The organism is Streptococcus sp. M334 (genome assembly GCF_000187745.1).
GTDB lineage: Bacteria > Bacillota > Bacilli > Lactobacillales > Streptococcaceae > Streptococcus.
On record NZ_GL732486.1, the window covers coordinates 242,688 to 259,443 of the forward strand.

The following is a 16,756-nucleotide window of genomic DNA, read 5'->3' on the forward strand; positions in this document are numbered from 1 at the left end:
CTGGTCCAGCAGTCTTCCAGTAGCCCTCAAACTCATCCGTCAGGTAGCCCAAACAACAGACCTGCCTATCATTGGAATGGGGGGAGTGGATTCGGCAGAAGCTGCCCTAGAAATGTATCTGGCTGGTGCCTCTGCTATCGGAGTTGGAACAGCCAACTTTACCAATCCCTATGCCTGTCCTGATATCATCGAAAATTTACCAAAAGTCATGGATAAATACGGCATTAGCAGTCTAGAAAATCTCCGTCAGGAAGTAAAAGCTAGCTTTAGATAAGCTAGAACATCTTTATCGTCAATAAGACACAGAATTTTCATCATTTTGTAATATTTTCATCTTTATAACTATGTTAGAATAAAATTAATCATGAATGATGTAGATGAATTTCTACTTAGGGGAGTAAAATGAAGAGAACACTACTTGTAAGCACAGCAGTGCTTGCATTGGCAATTGTGCCAACAACATCAGTATTTGCTGAAGATAGTAAAACAACAGACCAAAGTCAAACGACAAATAAGAGTCAATCTGTGGATAAAAATCAGACTCCAACATCAGAAGAGAAAAAAGTTGTTGAATATACAAAGAATGAGACTGCAAAGACGGAAAAAAAGAAAGAACCAGTTGTTGTAGAAGAAGATAATTCTAAAAAAGAGGCTATTTCAAACAAAGAAAAAGTTGAAGAAGTTCCTAAGAATGGTTGGCAGAAAGAGAACGGGGAATGGCTTTTTTATGAGAATAATCAACCAATCAAAAACTGGAAAAAAATTGCGGGTGTCTGGTATTTCTTTGATCAAAATGGAATCATGGCTAGCAATAGGATTGTTAATGACTATGCTTTTCATACTAGTGGAGCAATGGTAGAAAATTCCTGGGTAAAAATTGCTGATAAATGGTATTATGCTACAGATTCAGGAAAGATTGTCCGTAATAGATGGGAAAGAGTTGGCAATGTTTGGTATTACTTCAACCAAGATGGAGTTATGGCTAGCAATACTCTAGTTGACGATTATCTTCTTAATAGCAGTGGGGCAATGGCTCAAAATGATTGGGAAAAAATTGCTGATAAATGGTATTATGCTACAGATTCAGGAAAGATTGTCCGTAATAAATGGGAAAAAATTAATGGAATATGGTACTATTTTAACAGTGACGGTGTGATGGCTAGTAATCAGTGGAAAGATGCTTACTATCTAAAAAATAGTGGAGCGATGGCTGAAAAAGAATGGATTTTTGATAAATCTTATAATAGCTGGTTTTACCTAAAATCAGGTGGTGCTTATGCTTCACGTGAATGGATTGATGCTTATTACCTCAAATCTGGTGGTTATATGGCCAAGAATGAATGGATTTTTGACCCTAACTACAATGCATGGTACTACCTGAAAGAAGATGGAAGTTATGTTACTGGTGCTTTTAACATCGAAAATAAATCCTACTTCTTCCAGGGTGATGGAAAGTGGATTCAAAGCCCCAAATATTTTAAGGTTAAACCAATCACAGCCTATATTTATAGCGAATCAGGAGATATTTTGAGTTATGTCAATCAGGGAAGTATTGTGACCTATGATAGCTCTAAAAGTAAGGGCAGTCGCCTTGCTGTTTCAATATCAGGCTTGTCTGGTTATATGAATCAAAACGATTTGACTTTAGTTGATGAAGAAAGTGAGTTTATTCCTCACTATACTACTGACGGAAGATTCCTATATCATGAACTTTCTCCATACACTAGTATTCGGGTAGCTCCACATACTTCAGCCATGAAAATTGGCAAGAAGTATTATTCAAATGATGGAGAACATTTTGATGGGTTTACTATCAAGAATCGTTTTCTTTTTAAGAATTTGACTGAACCAACCAACTATAGTGCGGATGAATTAAATAGAGTTTATTCGATGATGAATATCCGAAACAGCCGTCTTGCTGGTAAAGGAGCAATTTTTAAAGAAGCTGAAAAACGTTACGGTGTCAATGCTCTTTATTTAATGGCTCACAGTGCGCTAGAAAGTGCTTGGGGACGTAGCCAAATTGCTAATGATAAAAATAACTTCTTCGGAATAGCTGCTTACGATACCAGTCCCTATGATTCAGCTAAGAAATTTGATGATGTAGATAAAGGAATTCTTGGTGCGGCCAAGTGGATTCGTGAGAACTATATTGACCGTGGAAGAGATCACCTTGGAAATAAAGCGACAGGAATGAATGTACGCTATGCATCAGATCCGTACTGGGGTGAAAAAATAGCTAGTATCATGATGAATATCAATAGTCGACTTGGTGGAAAAGATTAGTCCTAATATTGGATATGATTTGAGTATAATACTCAATGAAAATTAAAGAGAAAACTAGGAAACTAGCCGCAGGTTGCTCAAAACAGTGTTTTGAGGTTGTAGATAAGACTGACGAAGTCAGTCACATATATACGGCAAGGCGACGTTGACGCGGTTTGAATTTGATTTTCGAAGAGTATAAGCTAAAAATCCTGATTTCAAGTAAAATCAGGATTTTTTCATGGATGCGATTTTTTCTGGATCTGGTGTGACACGGAGGGTCTTTTGTCCTGTGTAAGTGACAAAGCCGGGTTTTCCACCAGTTGGTTTGTTGAGTTTCTTGACTTCAATCATATCCACCTGCACCAGATTTGACAGGCGAGCTTGAGAGAAGTAGGCGGCTAGTTCTGCTGCGTCTGTCTTGACTTCATCAGATGGGTCAAGATTGCCTGAGATGACAACATGGCTTCCAGGAATGTCCTTAGCATGGAACCAAAGTTCCTCCTTGCGGGCCATTTTAAACGTTAGCTCTTCATTTTGCAGGTTATTGCGGCCGACATAGATGATGGTTTTGCCATCGCTTGCTAGATATTGTTCTGGTTTTTTGCGTTTCTGGATTTTCTCCCGTTGTCTTCTGCGGATGAAGCCTGTTTGGATTAATTCCTCACGGATTTCAGCGATTTCTTCTAGCCCAGCTTGGTTGAGGACAGTTTCGACACTTTCCAGATAGAGAATAGTTGCCTTGGTTTCTTCAATCAGATCAGTTAAGTATTTGACAGCTTCTTTGAGTTTCTGGTAACGTTTGAAATAGCGTTGGGCATTCTGGTTGGGAGTCAGAGCCTTATCAAGCGCAATCGTGATTGGTTGATTAGTATAGTAGTTGTCTAGAATAACCTGGTCTTGGTCGTTAGGCACTTGGTGGAGGAAGGTTGTCAGCAATTCCCCCTTTTGGCGAAATTCCTCAGCATTGTCTGTCGCTAGTAACTCTTTTTCCTGTTTTTTGAGTTTGTGGCGGTTTTTCTGAAGTTCATTTTCAACACGACGAATGAGTTCACTGGCTTGTTGTTTGACGCGGTCGCGCTCAGCCTTGTCCTTATAGTAGGTGTCTAACAAATCAGAAAGACTGGCAAAAGGCTCTCCCACTTGATTTGCAAAAGGAACTGGACTGAAGGAAGTCTCAGTCAAGCATGGCTTGGTTTCTTGATTGAAAAAGTTTCGGAAAGTGGCTAGTTTATCACTAACCAGAATCTTTTCCAATTCATTTGCCGTATCGCGTCCCAGACCTTGAAAGAGGCTTTGAAGGTTTTTAGCTGTCGTTTCCTGTGTTTGTAGGATTTCAAAGAGCTTTTCATTCTTGATCGTAAAAGGATTGAGAGCTTCCGTACTTGGCGGAGCGATATAGGTTGACCCAGGAAGCAAGGTGCGGTAGCTATTTTGTGAAAAGCCAACGTGTTTAATGACTTCGAGGATTTTGTGGCTACTTTTATCAACCAGTAGAATATTACTGTGTTTACCCATGATTTCGATAATCAAGGTAGCCTGAATATGGTCCCCAATCTCGTTTTTATTGGAAACTGTCATTTCCACAATACGGTCATTTTCCACTTGCTCAATCGACTCAATCAGGGCACCCTGCAAATACTTTCTCAAAACCATGATAAAGGTAGAGGGTTGGGCTGGATTTTCAAAAGTCGTTTGGGTCAGCTGAATGCGTCCAAAAACAGGATGGGCAGAAAGGAGCAGGCGATGGCTTTGGCGATTGCTGCGGATTTGCAAGACCAACTCTTGTTCAAAAGGCTGATTGATTTTCTGGATGCGACCGTTCACTAACTCTCTTCGCAATTCCTCAACCATGTGGTGTAAAAAAAATCCATCAAATGACATCGTTCTCTCCTTGTGATTGTATTCCATAGTATTATATCAAAAAGGTAGAATAAAATCATGGAAATGTGGTATAATAAAGCCAAGTAAAGAGAAACGAGAAGCACATGTATATTGAAATGGTAGATGAAACTGGTCAAGTTTCAAAAGAAATGTTGCAACAAACCCAAGAAATTTTGGAATTTGCAGCCCAAAAATTAGGAAAAGAAGACAAGGAGATGGCAGTCACTTTTGTGACCAATGAGCGTAGTCATGAACTCAATCTGGAGTACCGTGACACCGACCGTCCGACAGATGTCATCAGCCTTGAGTATAAACCAGAATTGGAAATTTCCTTTGACGAAGAGGATTTACTTGAAAATCCTGAATTGGCAGAGATGATGTCTGAGTTTGATGCCTATATTGGGGAACTGTTCATCTCTATTGATAAGGCTCATGAGCAAGCTGAGGAATATGGTCACAGCTTTGAGCGTGAGATGGGCTTCTTGGCAGTACACGGCTTTTTACATATCAACGGCTATGATCACTACACTCCGGAAGAAGAAGCGGAGATGTTCGGTTTACAAGAAGAAATTTTGACAGCCTATGGACTCACAAGACAATAAACGAAAATGGAAAAATCGTGACCTGATATCCAGTTTAGAATTTGCCATCACAGGGATTTTGACTGCCATCAAGGAAGAACGCAATATGCGAAAACATGCAGTGACTGCTCTAGTAGTCATCCTTGCAGGTTTTGTTTTTCAGGTGTCACGAATCGAATGGCTCTTTCTCCTATTGAGCATTTTCTTGGTAGTAGCTTTTGAAATTATCAATTCTGCTATCGAAAATGTGGTGGATTTGGCCAGTCACTATCACTTTTCCATGCTGGCTAAAAATGCCAAGGATATGGCGGCTGGCGCGGTATTAGTGGTCTCTCTTTTCGCAGCCTTAACAGGCGCATTGATTTTTCTCCCACGAATCTGGGATTTATTATTTTAAACAGTAAGAGGAAATTATGACTTTTAAATCAGGCTTTGTAGCCATTTTAGGACGTCCCAATGTTGGGAAGTCAACCTTTTTAAATCATGTCATGGGGCAAAAGATTGCCATTATGAGTGACAAGGCGCAGACAACGCGCAATAAAATCATGGGAATTTACACGACTGATAAGGAGCAAATTGTCTTTATCGACACACCAGGGATTCATAAGCCTAAAACGGCACTTGGAGATTTCATGGTCGAATCCGCCTACAGCACTCTTCGTGAAGTGGATACTGTTCTTTTTATGGTGCCTGCTGATGAAGCGCGTGGTAAGGGGGACGATATGATTATCGAACGCCTCAAGGCTGCCAAGGTTCCTGTGATTTTGGTGGTGAATAAAATCGATAAGGTTCACCCAGACCAGCTTTTGTCTCAGATTGATGATTTCCGTAACCAAATGGACTTCAAGGAAATTGTCCCAATCTCAGCTCTTCAGGGGAATAATGTGTCTCGTCTAGTGGATATTTTGAGTGAAAATCTGGACGAAGGTTTCCAATATTTCCCGTCTGATCAAATCACAGACCATCCAGAACGTTTCTTAGTTTCAGAAATGGTTCGCGAGAAAGTTTTGCACCTAACTCGTGAAGAGATTCCGCATTCTGTCGCAGTAGTTGTGGATTCTATGAAGCGAGATGAAGAGACAGACAAGGTTCACATCCGTGCAACCATCATGGTCGAGCGAGATAGCCAAAAAGGGATTATCATCGGCAAAGGTGGTGCTATGCTCAAGAAAATCGGTAGCATGGCACGTCGTGATATCGAACTCATGCTAGGAGACAAGGTCTTCCTAGAAACCTGGGTCAAGGTCAAGAAAAACTGGCGCGATAAAAAGCTAGATTTGGCTGACTTTGGCTATAATGAAAAAGAATACTAAGTGGAGGTGGGCTCATGCCTGCTTCTTGTTTTTACAGAAGGAGGACTTATGCCTGAATTACCTGAGGTTGAAACCGTTCGATGTGGCTTAGAAAAATTGATTTTGGGAAAGAAGATTTCCAGTATAGAAATTCGTTATCACAAGATGATTAAAACGGATTTAGACGAGTTTCAAAAGGAAGTGCCTGGTCAAGTTGTTGAGTTAATGGGACGTCGTGGGAAATATTTGCTTTTTTACCTGACAGACAAGGTCTTGATTTCCCATCTGCGGATGGAGGGCAAGTATTTTTACTATCCAGACCAAGCACCTGAACGCAAACACGCCCATGTTTTGATTCATTTTGAAGATGGTGGGACGCTTGTTTATGAGGATGTACGCAAGTTTGGTACTATGGAACTCTTGTCTCCTGACCTTTTGGATGCCTATTTTATTTCTAAAAAAATAGGTCCTGAACCAATAGAGCAAGACTTTGATGTGCAGGTCTTTCAAGCTGCTCTAACTAAATCTAAAAAGCCTATCAAATCCCATCTCCTAGACCAGACCTTGGTAGCTGGATTAGGAAATATTTATGTGGATGAGGTTCTCTGGCGTGCTCAGGTTCATCCAGCTAGACCTTCCCAGACGTTAACAGTAGCAGAAGCGATAGCCATTCATGACCAGACCATTGCTGTTTTGAGCCAGGCTGTTGACAAAGGTGGTTCCACCATTCGGACCTATACCAATGCCTTTGGTGAAGATGGGACCATGCAGGATTTTCATCAGGTCTATGACAAGGCTGGTCAAGAATGTTCACGTTGTGGCACTGTGATTGAGAAAATCCAACTAGGCGGACGAGGTACCCATTTTTGTCCTCAGTGTCAAAGGAGGAATTAATGGGAAAAATCATCGGAATCACAGGAGGAATTGCCTCTGGTAAGTCAACTGTGACAAATTTTCTAATACAGCAAGGCTTTCAAGTAGTGGATGCCGACGCAGTCGTCCACCAACTACAGAAACCTGGCGGTCGTCTGTTTCAGGCTCTAGTCCAGCACTTTGGGCAAGAAATCATCCTTGAAAACGGAGAACTCAATCGACCTCTCCTAGCTAGTCTCATCTTTTCAAATCCTGAAGAACGAGAATGGTCTAAGCAAATCCAAGGAGAGATTATCCGTGAGGAACTAGCTACATTAAGAAACCAATTGGCTCAGACAGAAGAGATTTTCTTCATGGATATTCCCCTACTTTTTGAGCAGGACTACAGCGCTTGGTTTTATGAGACATGGTTGGTCTATGTGGACCGAGATGTCCAAGTAGAACGCCTAATGAAAAGGGATCAGCTATCCAAGGATGAAGCTAAGTCGCGTCTGGCAGCCCAGTGGCCTTTAGAGAAAAAGAAAGATTTGGCCAGCCAAATTCTTGATAATAATGGGAATCAGGTCCAGCTTCTTACTCAGGTGTTCTCCCTTCTTGAGGGAGGTAAGCAAGATGACAGAGATTAACTGGAAGGATAATCTGCGCATTGCTTGGTTTGGTAATTTTTTGACAGGAGCCAGTATTTCCTTAGTTGTGCCTTTTATGCCCATCTTTGTGGAAAATCTAGGTGTAGGGAGTGATCAAGCTGCTTTTTATGCAGGATTAGCTATTTCTGTCTCTGCCATTTCTGCAGCACTTTTCTCTCCTATCTGGGGCATCCTTGCTGACAAATATGGTCGAAAGCCCATGATGATTCGGGCTGGTCTGGCCATGACTATCACTATGGGAGGCTTGGCCTTTGTGCCAAATATCTATTGGTTAATCTTTCTTCGTTTACTGAATGGTGTATTTGCGGGTTTTGTTCCCAATGCAACGGCCTTGATAGCCAGTCAGGTTCCCAAGGAGAAATCAGGTGCTGCCTTAGGCACTTTGTCTACAGGCGTAGTTGCAGGCACTCTAACTGGTCCCTTTATCGGTGGTTTTATTGCAGAATTATTTGGTATTCGTACTGTTTTCTTATTGGTTGGTAGTTTTCTATTTTTAGCTGCTGTTTTGACTATTTTCTTTATCAAGGAAGATTTTCAACCAGTAGCCAAGGAAAAGTCCATCCCAACAAAGGAATTATTTACATCAGTTAAATATCCCTATCTCTTGGTCAACCTCTTTCTGACCAGTTTTGTTATCCAATTTTCAGCCCAATCAATCGGTCCTATCTTAGCTCTGTATGTACGCGACTTAGGCCAGATAGAGAATCTTCTTTTTGTATCTGGTTTGATTGTATCCAGTATGGGCTTTTCCAGTATGATGAGTGCAGGAGTCATGGGAAAGCTAGGTGACAAGGTGGGCAACCATCGCCTCTTGGTTGTAGCCCAGTTTTATTCAGTTATCATCTATCTCCTCTGTGCCAATGCCTCTAGTCCCCTTCAACTAGGACTTTATCGTTTCCTCTTTGGCTTGGGAACCGGAGCCTTGATTCCAGGAGTTAATGCCCTTCTCAGCAAGATGACGCCCAAAGCTGGTATTTCGAGGGTCTTTGCCTTTAATCAGGTATTCTTTTATCTGGGAGGTGTCGTTGGGCCTATGGCAGGTTCTGCAGTAGCAGGTCAATTTGGCTACCATGCAGTCTTTTATGCGACAAGCCTTTGTGTTGCCTTTAGTTGTCTCTTTAACCTTCTTCAATTTCGAACATTATTAAAAGTAAAGGAAATCTAGTGCGAGTAAAAATTAATCTCAAATGCTCCTCTTGTGGCAGTATCAATTACCTAACCAGTAAAAATTCAAAAACCCATCCAGACAAGATTGAGGTTTTAAAGTATTGTCCCAAGGAAAGAAAAGTAACCCTACATCTTGAATCTAAGTAGATTTTATGGTAAAATAATAAGGATTTTAAGGAGTTTGATATGTATAACCTATTATTAACCATTTTATTAGTATTATCTGTTGTGATTGTGATTGCGATTTTCATGCAACCAACCAAAAACCAATCCAGCAATGTATTTGATGCCAGCTCAGGTGATTTGTTTGAACGCAGTAAAGCACGCGGTTTTGAAGCTGTAATGCAGCGTATGACAGGGATTTTAGTCTTTTTCTGGCTAGCCATTGCCTTAGCATTGACGGTATTATCAAGTAGATAAGAAAATAATGGGCAGGACTAGGTCTTTGCCTCTTTTTGTTTATTGTAAAGGAGGTTTGAAGTGCATTTATCTGAGGAATCCATTTCATTAGTAAATGATTTTTTTGAAAGTTATTTAACTGGATATTCTATTGAGGTATTAGATTTTGAACAGAATTCAAACATATATATACTTAATGACTCATTAATCTTATTATTTGAAGTTAATAGAAATAAGGTGGCTTACGTTAATAATAAAGGCTTGTGTAAGGAAGATTTAACGAATAATAAGTATATAGAGCCAGGTATATATGGGAATTACTATTATTCTTTTCGGATTGTTGAATTAACGAATAATGAAATAGGATGGAAATATAATAATGAAGAACTTAAGAGGAAAGTAGTTGACTTTATTGGAGAAGAATTGATATATGTGCCTATTGAGTATGTGAAATTTAAAGGGTGGTCAAGAAATTATTGGTCTATGGATACTCCTTCTGAAATTGAATATATTGATAAGAAAGTACCAAAATTAAGATTAAAAGAAAGATATGAAAAATGGGAAGGAATTCGATATTATTTTATTTACATAGAATTTAAGAAACCAGATAATACTTATGCAAAAGCTGTTGCTTATTCCGTCAGTGCTCCTCGAATATATATTAATACACTTTGTAAAAATACAATAAAAACAGGCAAACTATATAGAGACACTATGAGAGGAGGTAATTACGGATGGATGACTCCATTGGAAAAAGCATTCAATTTATGGAAAGGAGTTAGGAGAGTTAGGAGATTAGAAGAAAATTTAACATATTTTTTCATAGAAGAATACCACAAAGAAAAAAGTTTAGTTTGGGAAAGAGCAGACGAGCTAGCGAATGAATTTAATGAAAATAGTTGTAAATTTGATAACGTAGAGAGAAGTAGTTGGTTACAAGCTAATAATAAATGGATATCGGAGGAACTTGTTTATCGTTTAACAAAAAAATTGTTTAAAGATTACAAGGTAGTATATCAGATGAGACCTTTTTTTCTTCGCAGTAAGACAACTGGAGCACAATTATCTTACGATATTTTTATATCTGGATTAAATGTTGCAATTGAATATCAAGGGATTCAGCATTTCCAACCGGTAGAGTTTTTTGGTGGTGAAAAAAATTTCGAGCGCCAATTAATTAGAGATAGAGAGAAGTATGAATTGAGTAAAGAAAATAATGTTTATCTGGTCTATATAAATTATGATGAGGAAATATCTGAGGAACTGATAAAAAATAAGGTAAATAATATTTTAAACGCTGATAAAGATTAAAAACTTAGTTCCTTTAAATCACTAGAAAGAAAATATGAAAGATAGAATAAAAGAATATTTACAAGAAAAGGGAAAGGTAACTGTCAATGATTTGGCTCAGGCTTTGGGAAAAGACGGGTCCAAGGACTTTCGTGAGTTGATTAAAACCTTGTCTCTAATGGAAAGAAAGCACCAGATTCGCTTTGAAGAAGATGGCAGTCTGACCTTGGAAGTTAAGAAAAAACATGAGATTACTCTCAAGGGGGTTTTTCATGCCCATAAAAATGGCTTTGGTTTTGTCAGCATAGAAGGAGAAGAGGACGACCTTTTTGTAGGGAAAAACGATGTCAACTATGCTATTGATGGTGATACCGTTGAAGTCGTCATCAAGAAAGTAGCTGATCGTAACAAGGGAACAGCAGCAGAAGCCAAAATTATCGATATCCTAGAACACAGTTTGACAACCGTTGTCGGTCAAATCGTTCTAGATCAAGAAAAACCCAAGTATGCTGGCTACATTCGTTCGAAAAATCAGAAAATCAGTCAACCGATTTATGTTAAGAAACCAGCCCTTAAACTCGAGGGAACAGAAGTTCTCAAGGTCTTTATTGACAAATACCCAAGCAAGAAACATGATTTCTTTGTCGCAAGTGTCCTCGATGTGGTGGGGCATTCAACGGATGTCGGAATTGATGTTCTTGAGGTTTTGGAGTCTATGGACATTGTCTCAGAATTTCCAGAGGCTGTTGTCAAAGAAGCAGAAAGTGTGCCTGATGTTCCATCTCAAAAGGATATGGAAGGGCGTCTGGACTTGAGAGATGAGATTACCTTTACCATTGATGGTGCTGACGCCAAGGACTTGGACGATGCGGTGCATATCAAGACCTTGAAAAATGGCAATCTGGAGCTTGGTGTTCACATCGCAGACGTTTCCTACTATGTGACCGAAGGTTCTGCCCTTGACAAGGAAGCTCTTAACCGCGCAACTTCTGTCTATGTGACAGACCGTGTGGTTCCAATGCTTCCAGAACGACTGTCAAACGGCATTTGCTCTCTCAATCCTCAAGTTGACCGCCTGACCCAGTCTGCCATTATGGAGATTGATAAACATGGCCGTGTAGTCAACTACACTATCACACAAACGGTTATCAAGACAAGCTTCCGTATGACCTATAGTGATGTCAATGATATCCTAGCTGGAGACAAGGAAAAGAGACAAGAATATCAGAAAATTGTTCCAAGTATTGAACTTATGGCTAAGCTCCATGAAACTCTAGAAAATATGCGAGTGAAACGCGGAGCCCTCAATTTTGATACCAATGAAGCGAAGATTTTAGTGGATAAGCAAGGTAAGCCTGTTGATATTGTTCTTCGTCAGCGTGGTGTTGCCGAGCGCATGATTGAGTCCTTTATGTTGATGGCTAATGAAACAGTTGCCGAGCATTTCAGCAAGTTGGATTTGCCTTTTATCTATCGAATTCACGAGGAACCAAAGGCTGAAAAGGTTCAGAAGTTTATTGATTATGCTTCAAGTTTTGGCTTGCGCATTTATGGGACTGCCAGTGAGATTAGCCAGGAGGCCCTTCAAGACATCATGCGTGCTGTTGAGGGAGAGCCTTATGCGGATGTCTTGTCCATGATGCTTCTGCGCTCCATGCAGCAGGCTCGCTATTCGGAGCACAATCACGGTCACTATGGACTAGCGGCTGACTATTATACTCACTTTACCAGTCCGATTCGTCGTTATCCAGACCTTCTTGTTCACCGTATGATTCGTGATTACGGCCGTTCTAAAGAAATAGCCGATCATTTTGAACAAGTGATTCCAGAGATTGCGACCCAGTCTTCCAACCGTGAACGTCGTGCCATCGAGGCTGAGCGTGAAGTCGAAGCCATGAAAAAGGCTGAGTACATGGAAGAATACGTAGGTGAAGAATACGATGCGGTTGTATCAAGTATTGTCAAATTCGGTCTCTTTGTCGAATTGCCAAATACGGTTGAAGGCTTGATTCACATCACAAATTTACCTGAATTTTATCATTTCAATGAGCGTGATTTGACCCTTCGTGGGGAGAAATCAGGAACAACTTTCCGTGTAGGTCAGCAGATTCGCATTCGCGTTGAAAGAGCCGATAAGATGACGGGTGAGATCGACTTCTCTTACATTCCAAGTGAATTTGATGTGATCGAAAAAGGCTTGAAACAGTATAGTCGCAGTGACAGAGGGCGTGATTCAAGTCGTCGTTCAGATAAGAAGGAAGATAAGAGAAAATCAGGACGCTCAAATGAGAAGCGCAAGCATTCACAAAAAGACAAGAAGAAAAAAGGAAAGAAACCCTTTTACAAGGAAGTAGCTAAGAAAGGAGCCAAGCATGGCAAAGGGCGAGGGAAAGGTCGTCGCACAAAATAAAAAGGCGCGCCACGACTATACAATCGTAGATACGCTAGAGGCAGGAATGGTCCTGACTGGAACTGAAATCAAGAGTGTACGAGCAGCTCGAATTAATCTCAAGGATGGTTTTGCCCAAGTGAAAAATGGGGAGGTTTGGTTGAGCAATGTTCATATCGCACCTTATGAAGAGGGCAATATCTGGAATCAAGAACCAGAACGTCGTCGCAAACTCCTACTCCATAAAAAGCAAATCCAGAAGTTGGAGCAAGAGACCAAAGGGACAGGAATGACCCTGGTTCCCCTTAAAGTCTATATCAAAGATGGCTATGCCAAGCTTCTTTTAGGACTTGCCAAAGGGAAGCGTGACTATGACAAACGGGAGTCAATCAAACGACGCGAGCAGAATCGCGATATTGCGCGCGTGATGAAAGCAGTCAACCAGCGATAAGAAGAGGAATGAAGATGGAAAAACTAGTTGCCTATAAACGTATGCCCTTGTGGACGAAAGAAACCATGCCAGAGGCGGTTCAGCAGAAACACAATACCAAGGTCGGGACTTGGGGTAAGATTACTGTTTTAAAAGGAACTCTCAAGTTTATTGAATTGACAGAAGATGGTGAGGTTTTAGCTGAGCACCACTTTGAAGCAGGAGCCGACAATCCCATGGCACAACCACAAGCCTGGCACCGAGTGGAGGCTGTAACAGACGATGTAGAATGGTATTTGGAATTTTATTGTAAACCTGAGGATTATTTCCCTAAGAAATACAATACCAATCCTGTTCATTCAGAGGTTCTAGAGGCCATGCAGACAGTAAAACCAGGGAAAGTCTTGGATTTGGGCTGTGGTCAAGGCCGTAATGCACTCTTTCTAGCCCAGCAAGGTTTTGATGTGACAGCTGTGGATCAAAATGAATTATCTCTTGAAATCTTGCAAAGCATTGTAGAGCAGGAAGATTTGGATATGCCTGTTGGTCTCTACGATATCAATTCAGCCAGTATTGGGCAAGAATATGATTTTATCGTTTCAACAGTTGTTCTCATGTTTCTACAAGCAGACCGCATTCCTGCAATTATCAAAAATATGCAGGAGAAAACCACTATTGGTGGCTACAATCTTATCGTTTGTGCTATGGATACGGAAGATTACCCTTGCTCAGTGAACTTCCCATTTACTTTTAAAGAAGGCGAACTAGCGAACTATTACAAGGACTGGGAATTGGTCAAGTACAATGAAAATCCAGGCCATTTGCACCGTCGTGACGAAAATGGCAATCGTATTCAACTACGCTTTGCGACCATGCTAGCCAAGAAAATCAAGTAAACATGTTATGAAGAGTTTGGGACAAAAAGATTTTGATTTTAGGAATTATTTATTATAAATTTTTAAAATCGATAGATTAGATAAAAAGCGAATAAGACCGAATACTGAATGTCAGATAACTCGTTTTGTTCGCTTTTTATATTTAAGGTTAGACTTTTGTCCCAGACTCTTTTAAAAATGCTAAATGTTATAAAAACGTAATATTTCTGACTATATAATTTTTATTTCAAGAATCGCTATAATTATAGAATAAAAACAGTTTTATGCGTATATATATATATATACGCATAAAAAATTATAATAGATTAGAAAATATAAAAAGGGGGCTATTGAATTATTAGAGCAAAAGTGTATTATAAGATGTGATAAAAATATTTATTTTGGAGGAAATTAGATGTTTCATAAAGGTAAACACGATCGTGAAAAGCAATTACGTTTTTCTATTCGTAAGGTCAGCTTTGGTGCAGCTAGTGTCGCAGTAGCTGCATTGTTCATGTTTTTAGGAAATGGTGCAGTATCTGCTGCAGAGCAAGGGGTGCCTTCAACTAATGGGGAGACTCAAGCACCGCAACCTAAAGATCAGAATGTCCAGAATGGGACCTACGAAGGGAACACAGTAGCCACTAGTCCTGCTGCAACAGTAGAGACAAATGCTCAACCTTCAACAGTTGAAAATAGTCCTTCTCCAGAATCAGCACCTCAGAAGGTGGAGACTCTAGATAAGAAAGAATTAACAGATTTAATCAAAGAAATTGATGGAAAGTTTGCTAAAGGAACTTATGCTACTAAGACAGAAGAAAGCGTTAACAATCTTAGAGCTGTCTTAGAAGAAGCAAGAACTGATTTAAGTACTGCAACAACTCAAACTGAATTAACTGCAGCATATAGAAAGTTAATTACAGCGACATCAAAATTGCAAACAAAATCTGAAAAGAAAAAAGAACAAGCGGTAGATAATACAAGTGACAAAGGAAGCAAAGGCCAAAAAAATGCCACCGCTGAAAAGACTTTGGAGTCTAATTCTATTGCAAACTCAGGTTCTAGAGATGAACGTAATGGAAAAGCCTTGGATACAAATAATCCATTCCGTACAGGTACAGATGCAGCTCCTAGCACGGCAGCAAGCACAGATCCGCTAGCTGCAAATGAACATGGTGTTAGCATTATCAATGGTGATTTTTCAGATACAACATTAGGTGCAGAGTTACCAACAGCAACGTCACCTATAGCTTCAACTATTGTAGAATTATCTAAATTAAAAGGTTGGAATGCTGTAGATTCAAGTACAAATAAAGTGTTGCTGATTTGGGCTGCTAAAACAGGGATTTATGAGTCACAACTTCCAGGACCGAAAACAAAGATCGCAGCAGTCTTATCTGCATATAATGAAAGAGGTGCTGGTGGAACACCAAATACAGAATACGGACCGATTTATCAAGATATAGATGTCGTTCCTGGTCAGGAAGTAATTGTTAGCTATCGTTCTCAAAGTATTGGTCAAACTACTGGGATAAATGGTGCAAAATTAATAGTAAAAGATGCAAATACAGATACTAAAATAGCAGAGGATAAAGCTGATTACCGAGGTTATCCTTTAGGAGAGTTTTCAAAAATTGTTAATGTTCCTGATGGGGTAACAAAACTTCGTCTCCAATTTGAATCAATTAACAATCGAAGTCATGATGAAGCAAATACTCACAGAACGCCTGATGGTATATATGCTGGTGCTAGTGTAAGTAATGTACGAGTAGGTAGTGGAGCTTATGTTGTACCTACTGTTACTGAAACAAGTTTTTCTAAAACAGCTGTTTCTGCTACTGCACAAAAAGTTACAGTTAGAATTCAAGCAAGACTTGAAAATAAAGGTGAAGCAACTTCAACAAGCCCAGTTTATTCTTTGGCAATTCCAGAGGGAGCAAGATTAGCAAGTTATGACAGATCTAAAATTGTTCCATCTACTTCTGGAAATCAATTATCTATGCGTATTAACTCAGTAAGACCGAAATCTTCTCAAGACTTTTGGTACGAATTAGAACTTCCTGCAACAAAAGCTGAAACATTTGTACTGAATCCGACTGTCACTTATCAAACGAATGGAAATTTGATTTCAGGAACAACAGTTGCGACTACTAAAAAAGAAGGTGTTATAACATCACCTACTCAAACCGTAACAGTTAATATGTATAAAGCTGATTTACGAGCAGAAGAGGCTAAAGCAGCTACTTTAAATCAAAGTGATTATACACCTGAGACATGGGCTGCTTATCAAGCAGAAGTATCTAAGGCTCAAGCGATTTTAAATGAAGAAACAAACAATGTAGAAATAGCGAATCGTAAAAACCAAGCGGATATTAATGCACAGACACTTCTTTTACAAAAAGCAAAAGCAAAATTAGATTTGGACAAAGCAGCGCAAGCCGAAAAAGCAGAAATCGCATCAGATAAGAGCTTAACAGCAGCGCAACGTACAGAAAAAGAACAAGCAGTAGATGCAGCGAAAACAGCAGAAGAAGCTAAGATTGCGTCAGCAGAAAACGCTGATAAAGTAGCCGAAGCTAAAACAGCAGGTGTTGCAGCAATTGCAGGTGTCCACACACCAGGTGACTTAGAGACTGTAAAGCAGCAGCGAAAGCAGACTTAGAA

General features: G+C 39.8%; 16 protein-coding genes. 15 read left to right on the forward strand and 1 reads right to left on the reverse strand.

Features of this window, described 5'->3' with window-relative positions:
• Positions 1–274: HisA/HisF-related TIM barrel protein (locus HMPREF0851_RS0103685; protein WP_009014174.1), on the forward strand; the 274-nt coding region annotated here is incomplete at its 5' end.
• Between the two features lie 128 nt (positions 275–402).
• Complete coding sequence (locus tag HMPREF0851_RS05815) at positions 403–2,286, forward strand: glucosaminidase domain-containing protein (RefSeq protein WP_000831649.1); 1,884 nt, start codon at positions 403–405, stop codon at positions 2,284–2,286.
• A 207-nt stretch (positions 2,287–2,493) separates the two neighbouring features.
• Here the strand turns inward: HMPREF0851_RS05815 and pavA are convergent, their stop codons facing one another.
• A complete protein-coding gene (gene pavA, locus HMPREF0851_RS05820; protein WP_000006746.1) occupies positions 2,494–4,149 on the reverse strand; it encodes an Rqc2 family fibronectin-binding protein PavA in 1,656 nt (551 codons plus the stop codon).
• A 104-nt stretch (positions 4,150–4,253) separates the two neighbouring features.
• Here pavA and ybeY point away from each other — a divergent pair, with 104 nt between their 5' ends.
• From ybeY to HMPREF0851_RS16260, 13 genes are all read left to right on the forward strand, one after another.
• Entirely contained in the window at positions 4,254–4,751 is a 498-nt protein-coding gene (gene ybeY, locus HMPREF0851_RS05825; protein WP_000275159.1) for an rRNA maturation RNase YbeY, read from the forward strand.
• Positions 4,732–5,127 carry a diacylglycerol kinase family protein gene (locus tag HMPREF0851_RS05830; protein ID WP_000378161.1) on the forward strand — a complete coding sequence of 132 codons (396 nt, stop codon included), beginning with the start codon at positions 4,732–4,734 and terminating at the stop codon, positions 5,125–5,127. Before ybeY ends, HMPREF0851_RS05830 begins: the two co-directional genes overlap by 20 nt.
• Positions 5,128–5,143: 16 nt before the next feature.
• Positions 5,144–6,043, forward strand: coding sequence for a GTPase Era (era, locus tag HMPREF0851_RS05835; protein ID WP_000143264.1), 900 nt, complete (start codon positions 5,144–5,146; stop codon positions 6,041–6,043).
• 48 nt (positions 6,044–6,091) lie between these two features.
• Positions 6,092–6,916, forward strand: coding sequence for a DNA-formamidopyrimidine glycosylase (gene mutM / locus HMPREF0851_RS05840; RefSeq protein ID WP_001114597.1), 825 nt, complete (start codon positions 6,092–6,094; stop codon positions 6,914–6,916).
• The gene (coaE, locus tag HMPREF0851_RS05845) at positions 6,916–7,521 is read left to right on the forward strand and encodes a dephospho-CoA kinase (RefSeq protein WP_000516162.1); all 606 of its coding nucleotides are present in this window, start codon (positions 6,916–6,918) and stop codon (positions 7,519–7,521) included. Before mutM ends, coaE begins: the two co-directional genes overlap by 1 nt.
• On the forward strand, positions 7,508–8,707 hold the full coding sequence (locus tag HMPREF0851_RS05850) for a multidrug efflux MFS transporter (protein ID WP_000136121.1): 1,200 nt from the start codon (positions 7,508–7,510) through the stop codon (positions 8,705–8,707). Before coaE ends, HMPREF0851_RS05850 begins: the two co-directional genes overlap by 14 nt.
• On the forward strand, positions 8,707–8,856 hold the full coding sequence (gene rpmG / locus HMPREF0851_RS05855; protein ID WP_001809104.1) for a 50S ribosomal protein L33: 150 nt from the start codon (positions 8,707–8,709) through the stop codon (positions 8,854–8,856). The genes HMPREF0851_RS05850 and rpmG overlap by 1 nt, the downstream gene beginning before the upstream one ends.
• A gap of 39 nt (positions 8,857–8,895) precedes the next feature.
• Positions 8,896–9,129 (forward strand): preprotein translocase subunit SecG, encoded by a 234-nt coding sequence (gene secG / locus HMPREF0851_RS05860; RefSeq protein ID WP_000282518.1) that lies wholly within the window; start codon positions 8,896–8,898, stop codon positions 9,127–9,129.
• A gap of 60 nt (positions 9,130–9,189) precedes the next feature.
• Positions 9,190–10,419 carry a hypothetical protein gene (locus HMPREF0851_RS05865; RefSeq protein WP_000550708.1) on the forward strand — a complete coding sequence of 410 codons (1,230 nt, stop codon included), beginning with the start codon at positions 9,190–9,192 and terminating at the stop codon, positions 10,417–10,419.
• 34 nt (positions 10,420–10,453) lie between these two features.
• Complete coding sequence (gene rnr / locus HMPREF0851_RS05870) at positions 10,454–12,808, forward strand: ribonuclease R (RefSeq protein WP_000654928.1); 2,355 nt, start codon at positions 10,454–10,456, stop codon at positions 12,806–12,808.
• On the forward strand, positions 12,771–13,238 hold the full coding sequence (smpB, locus tag HMPREF0851_RS05875; protein WP_001051751.1) for an SsrA-binding protein SmpB: 468 nt from the start codon (positions 12,771–12,773) through the stop codon (positions 13,236–13,238). Before rnr ends, smpB begins: the two co-directional genes overlap by 38 nt.
• 14 nt (positions 13,239–13,252) lie before the next feature.
• Positions 13,253–14,113: an SAM-dependent methyltransferase TehB gene (gene tehB / locus HMPREF0851_RS05880; RefSeq protein WP_000413777.1), complete on the forward strand. Its 861-nt coding sequence runs from the start codon at positions 13,253–13,255 to the stop codon at positions 14,111–14,113.
• Between the two features lie 394 nt (positions 14,114–14,507).
• Entirely contained in the window at positions 14,508–16,754 is a 2,247-nt protein-coding gene (locus HMPREF0851_RS16260; RefSeq protein ID WP_000468779.1) for a SasC/FmtB family protein, read from the forward strand.
• Positions 16,755–16,756: the final 2 nt, after the last annotated feature.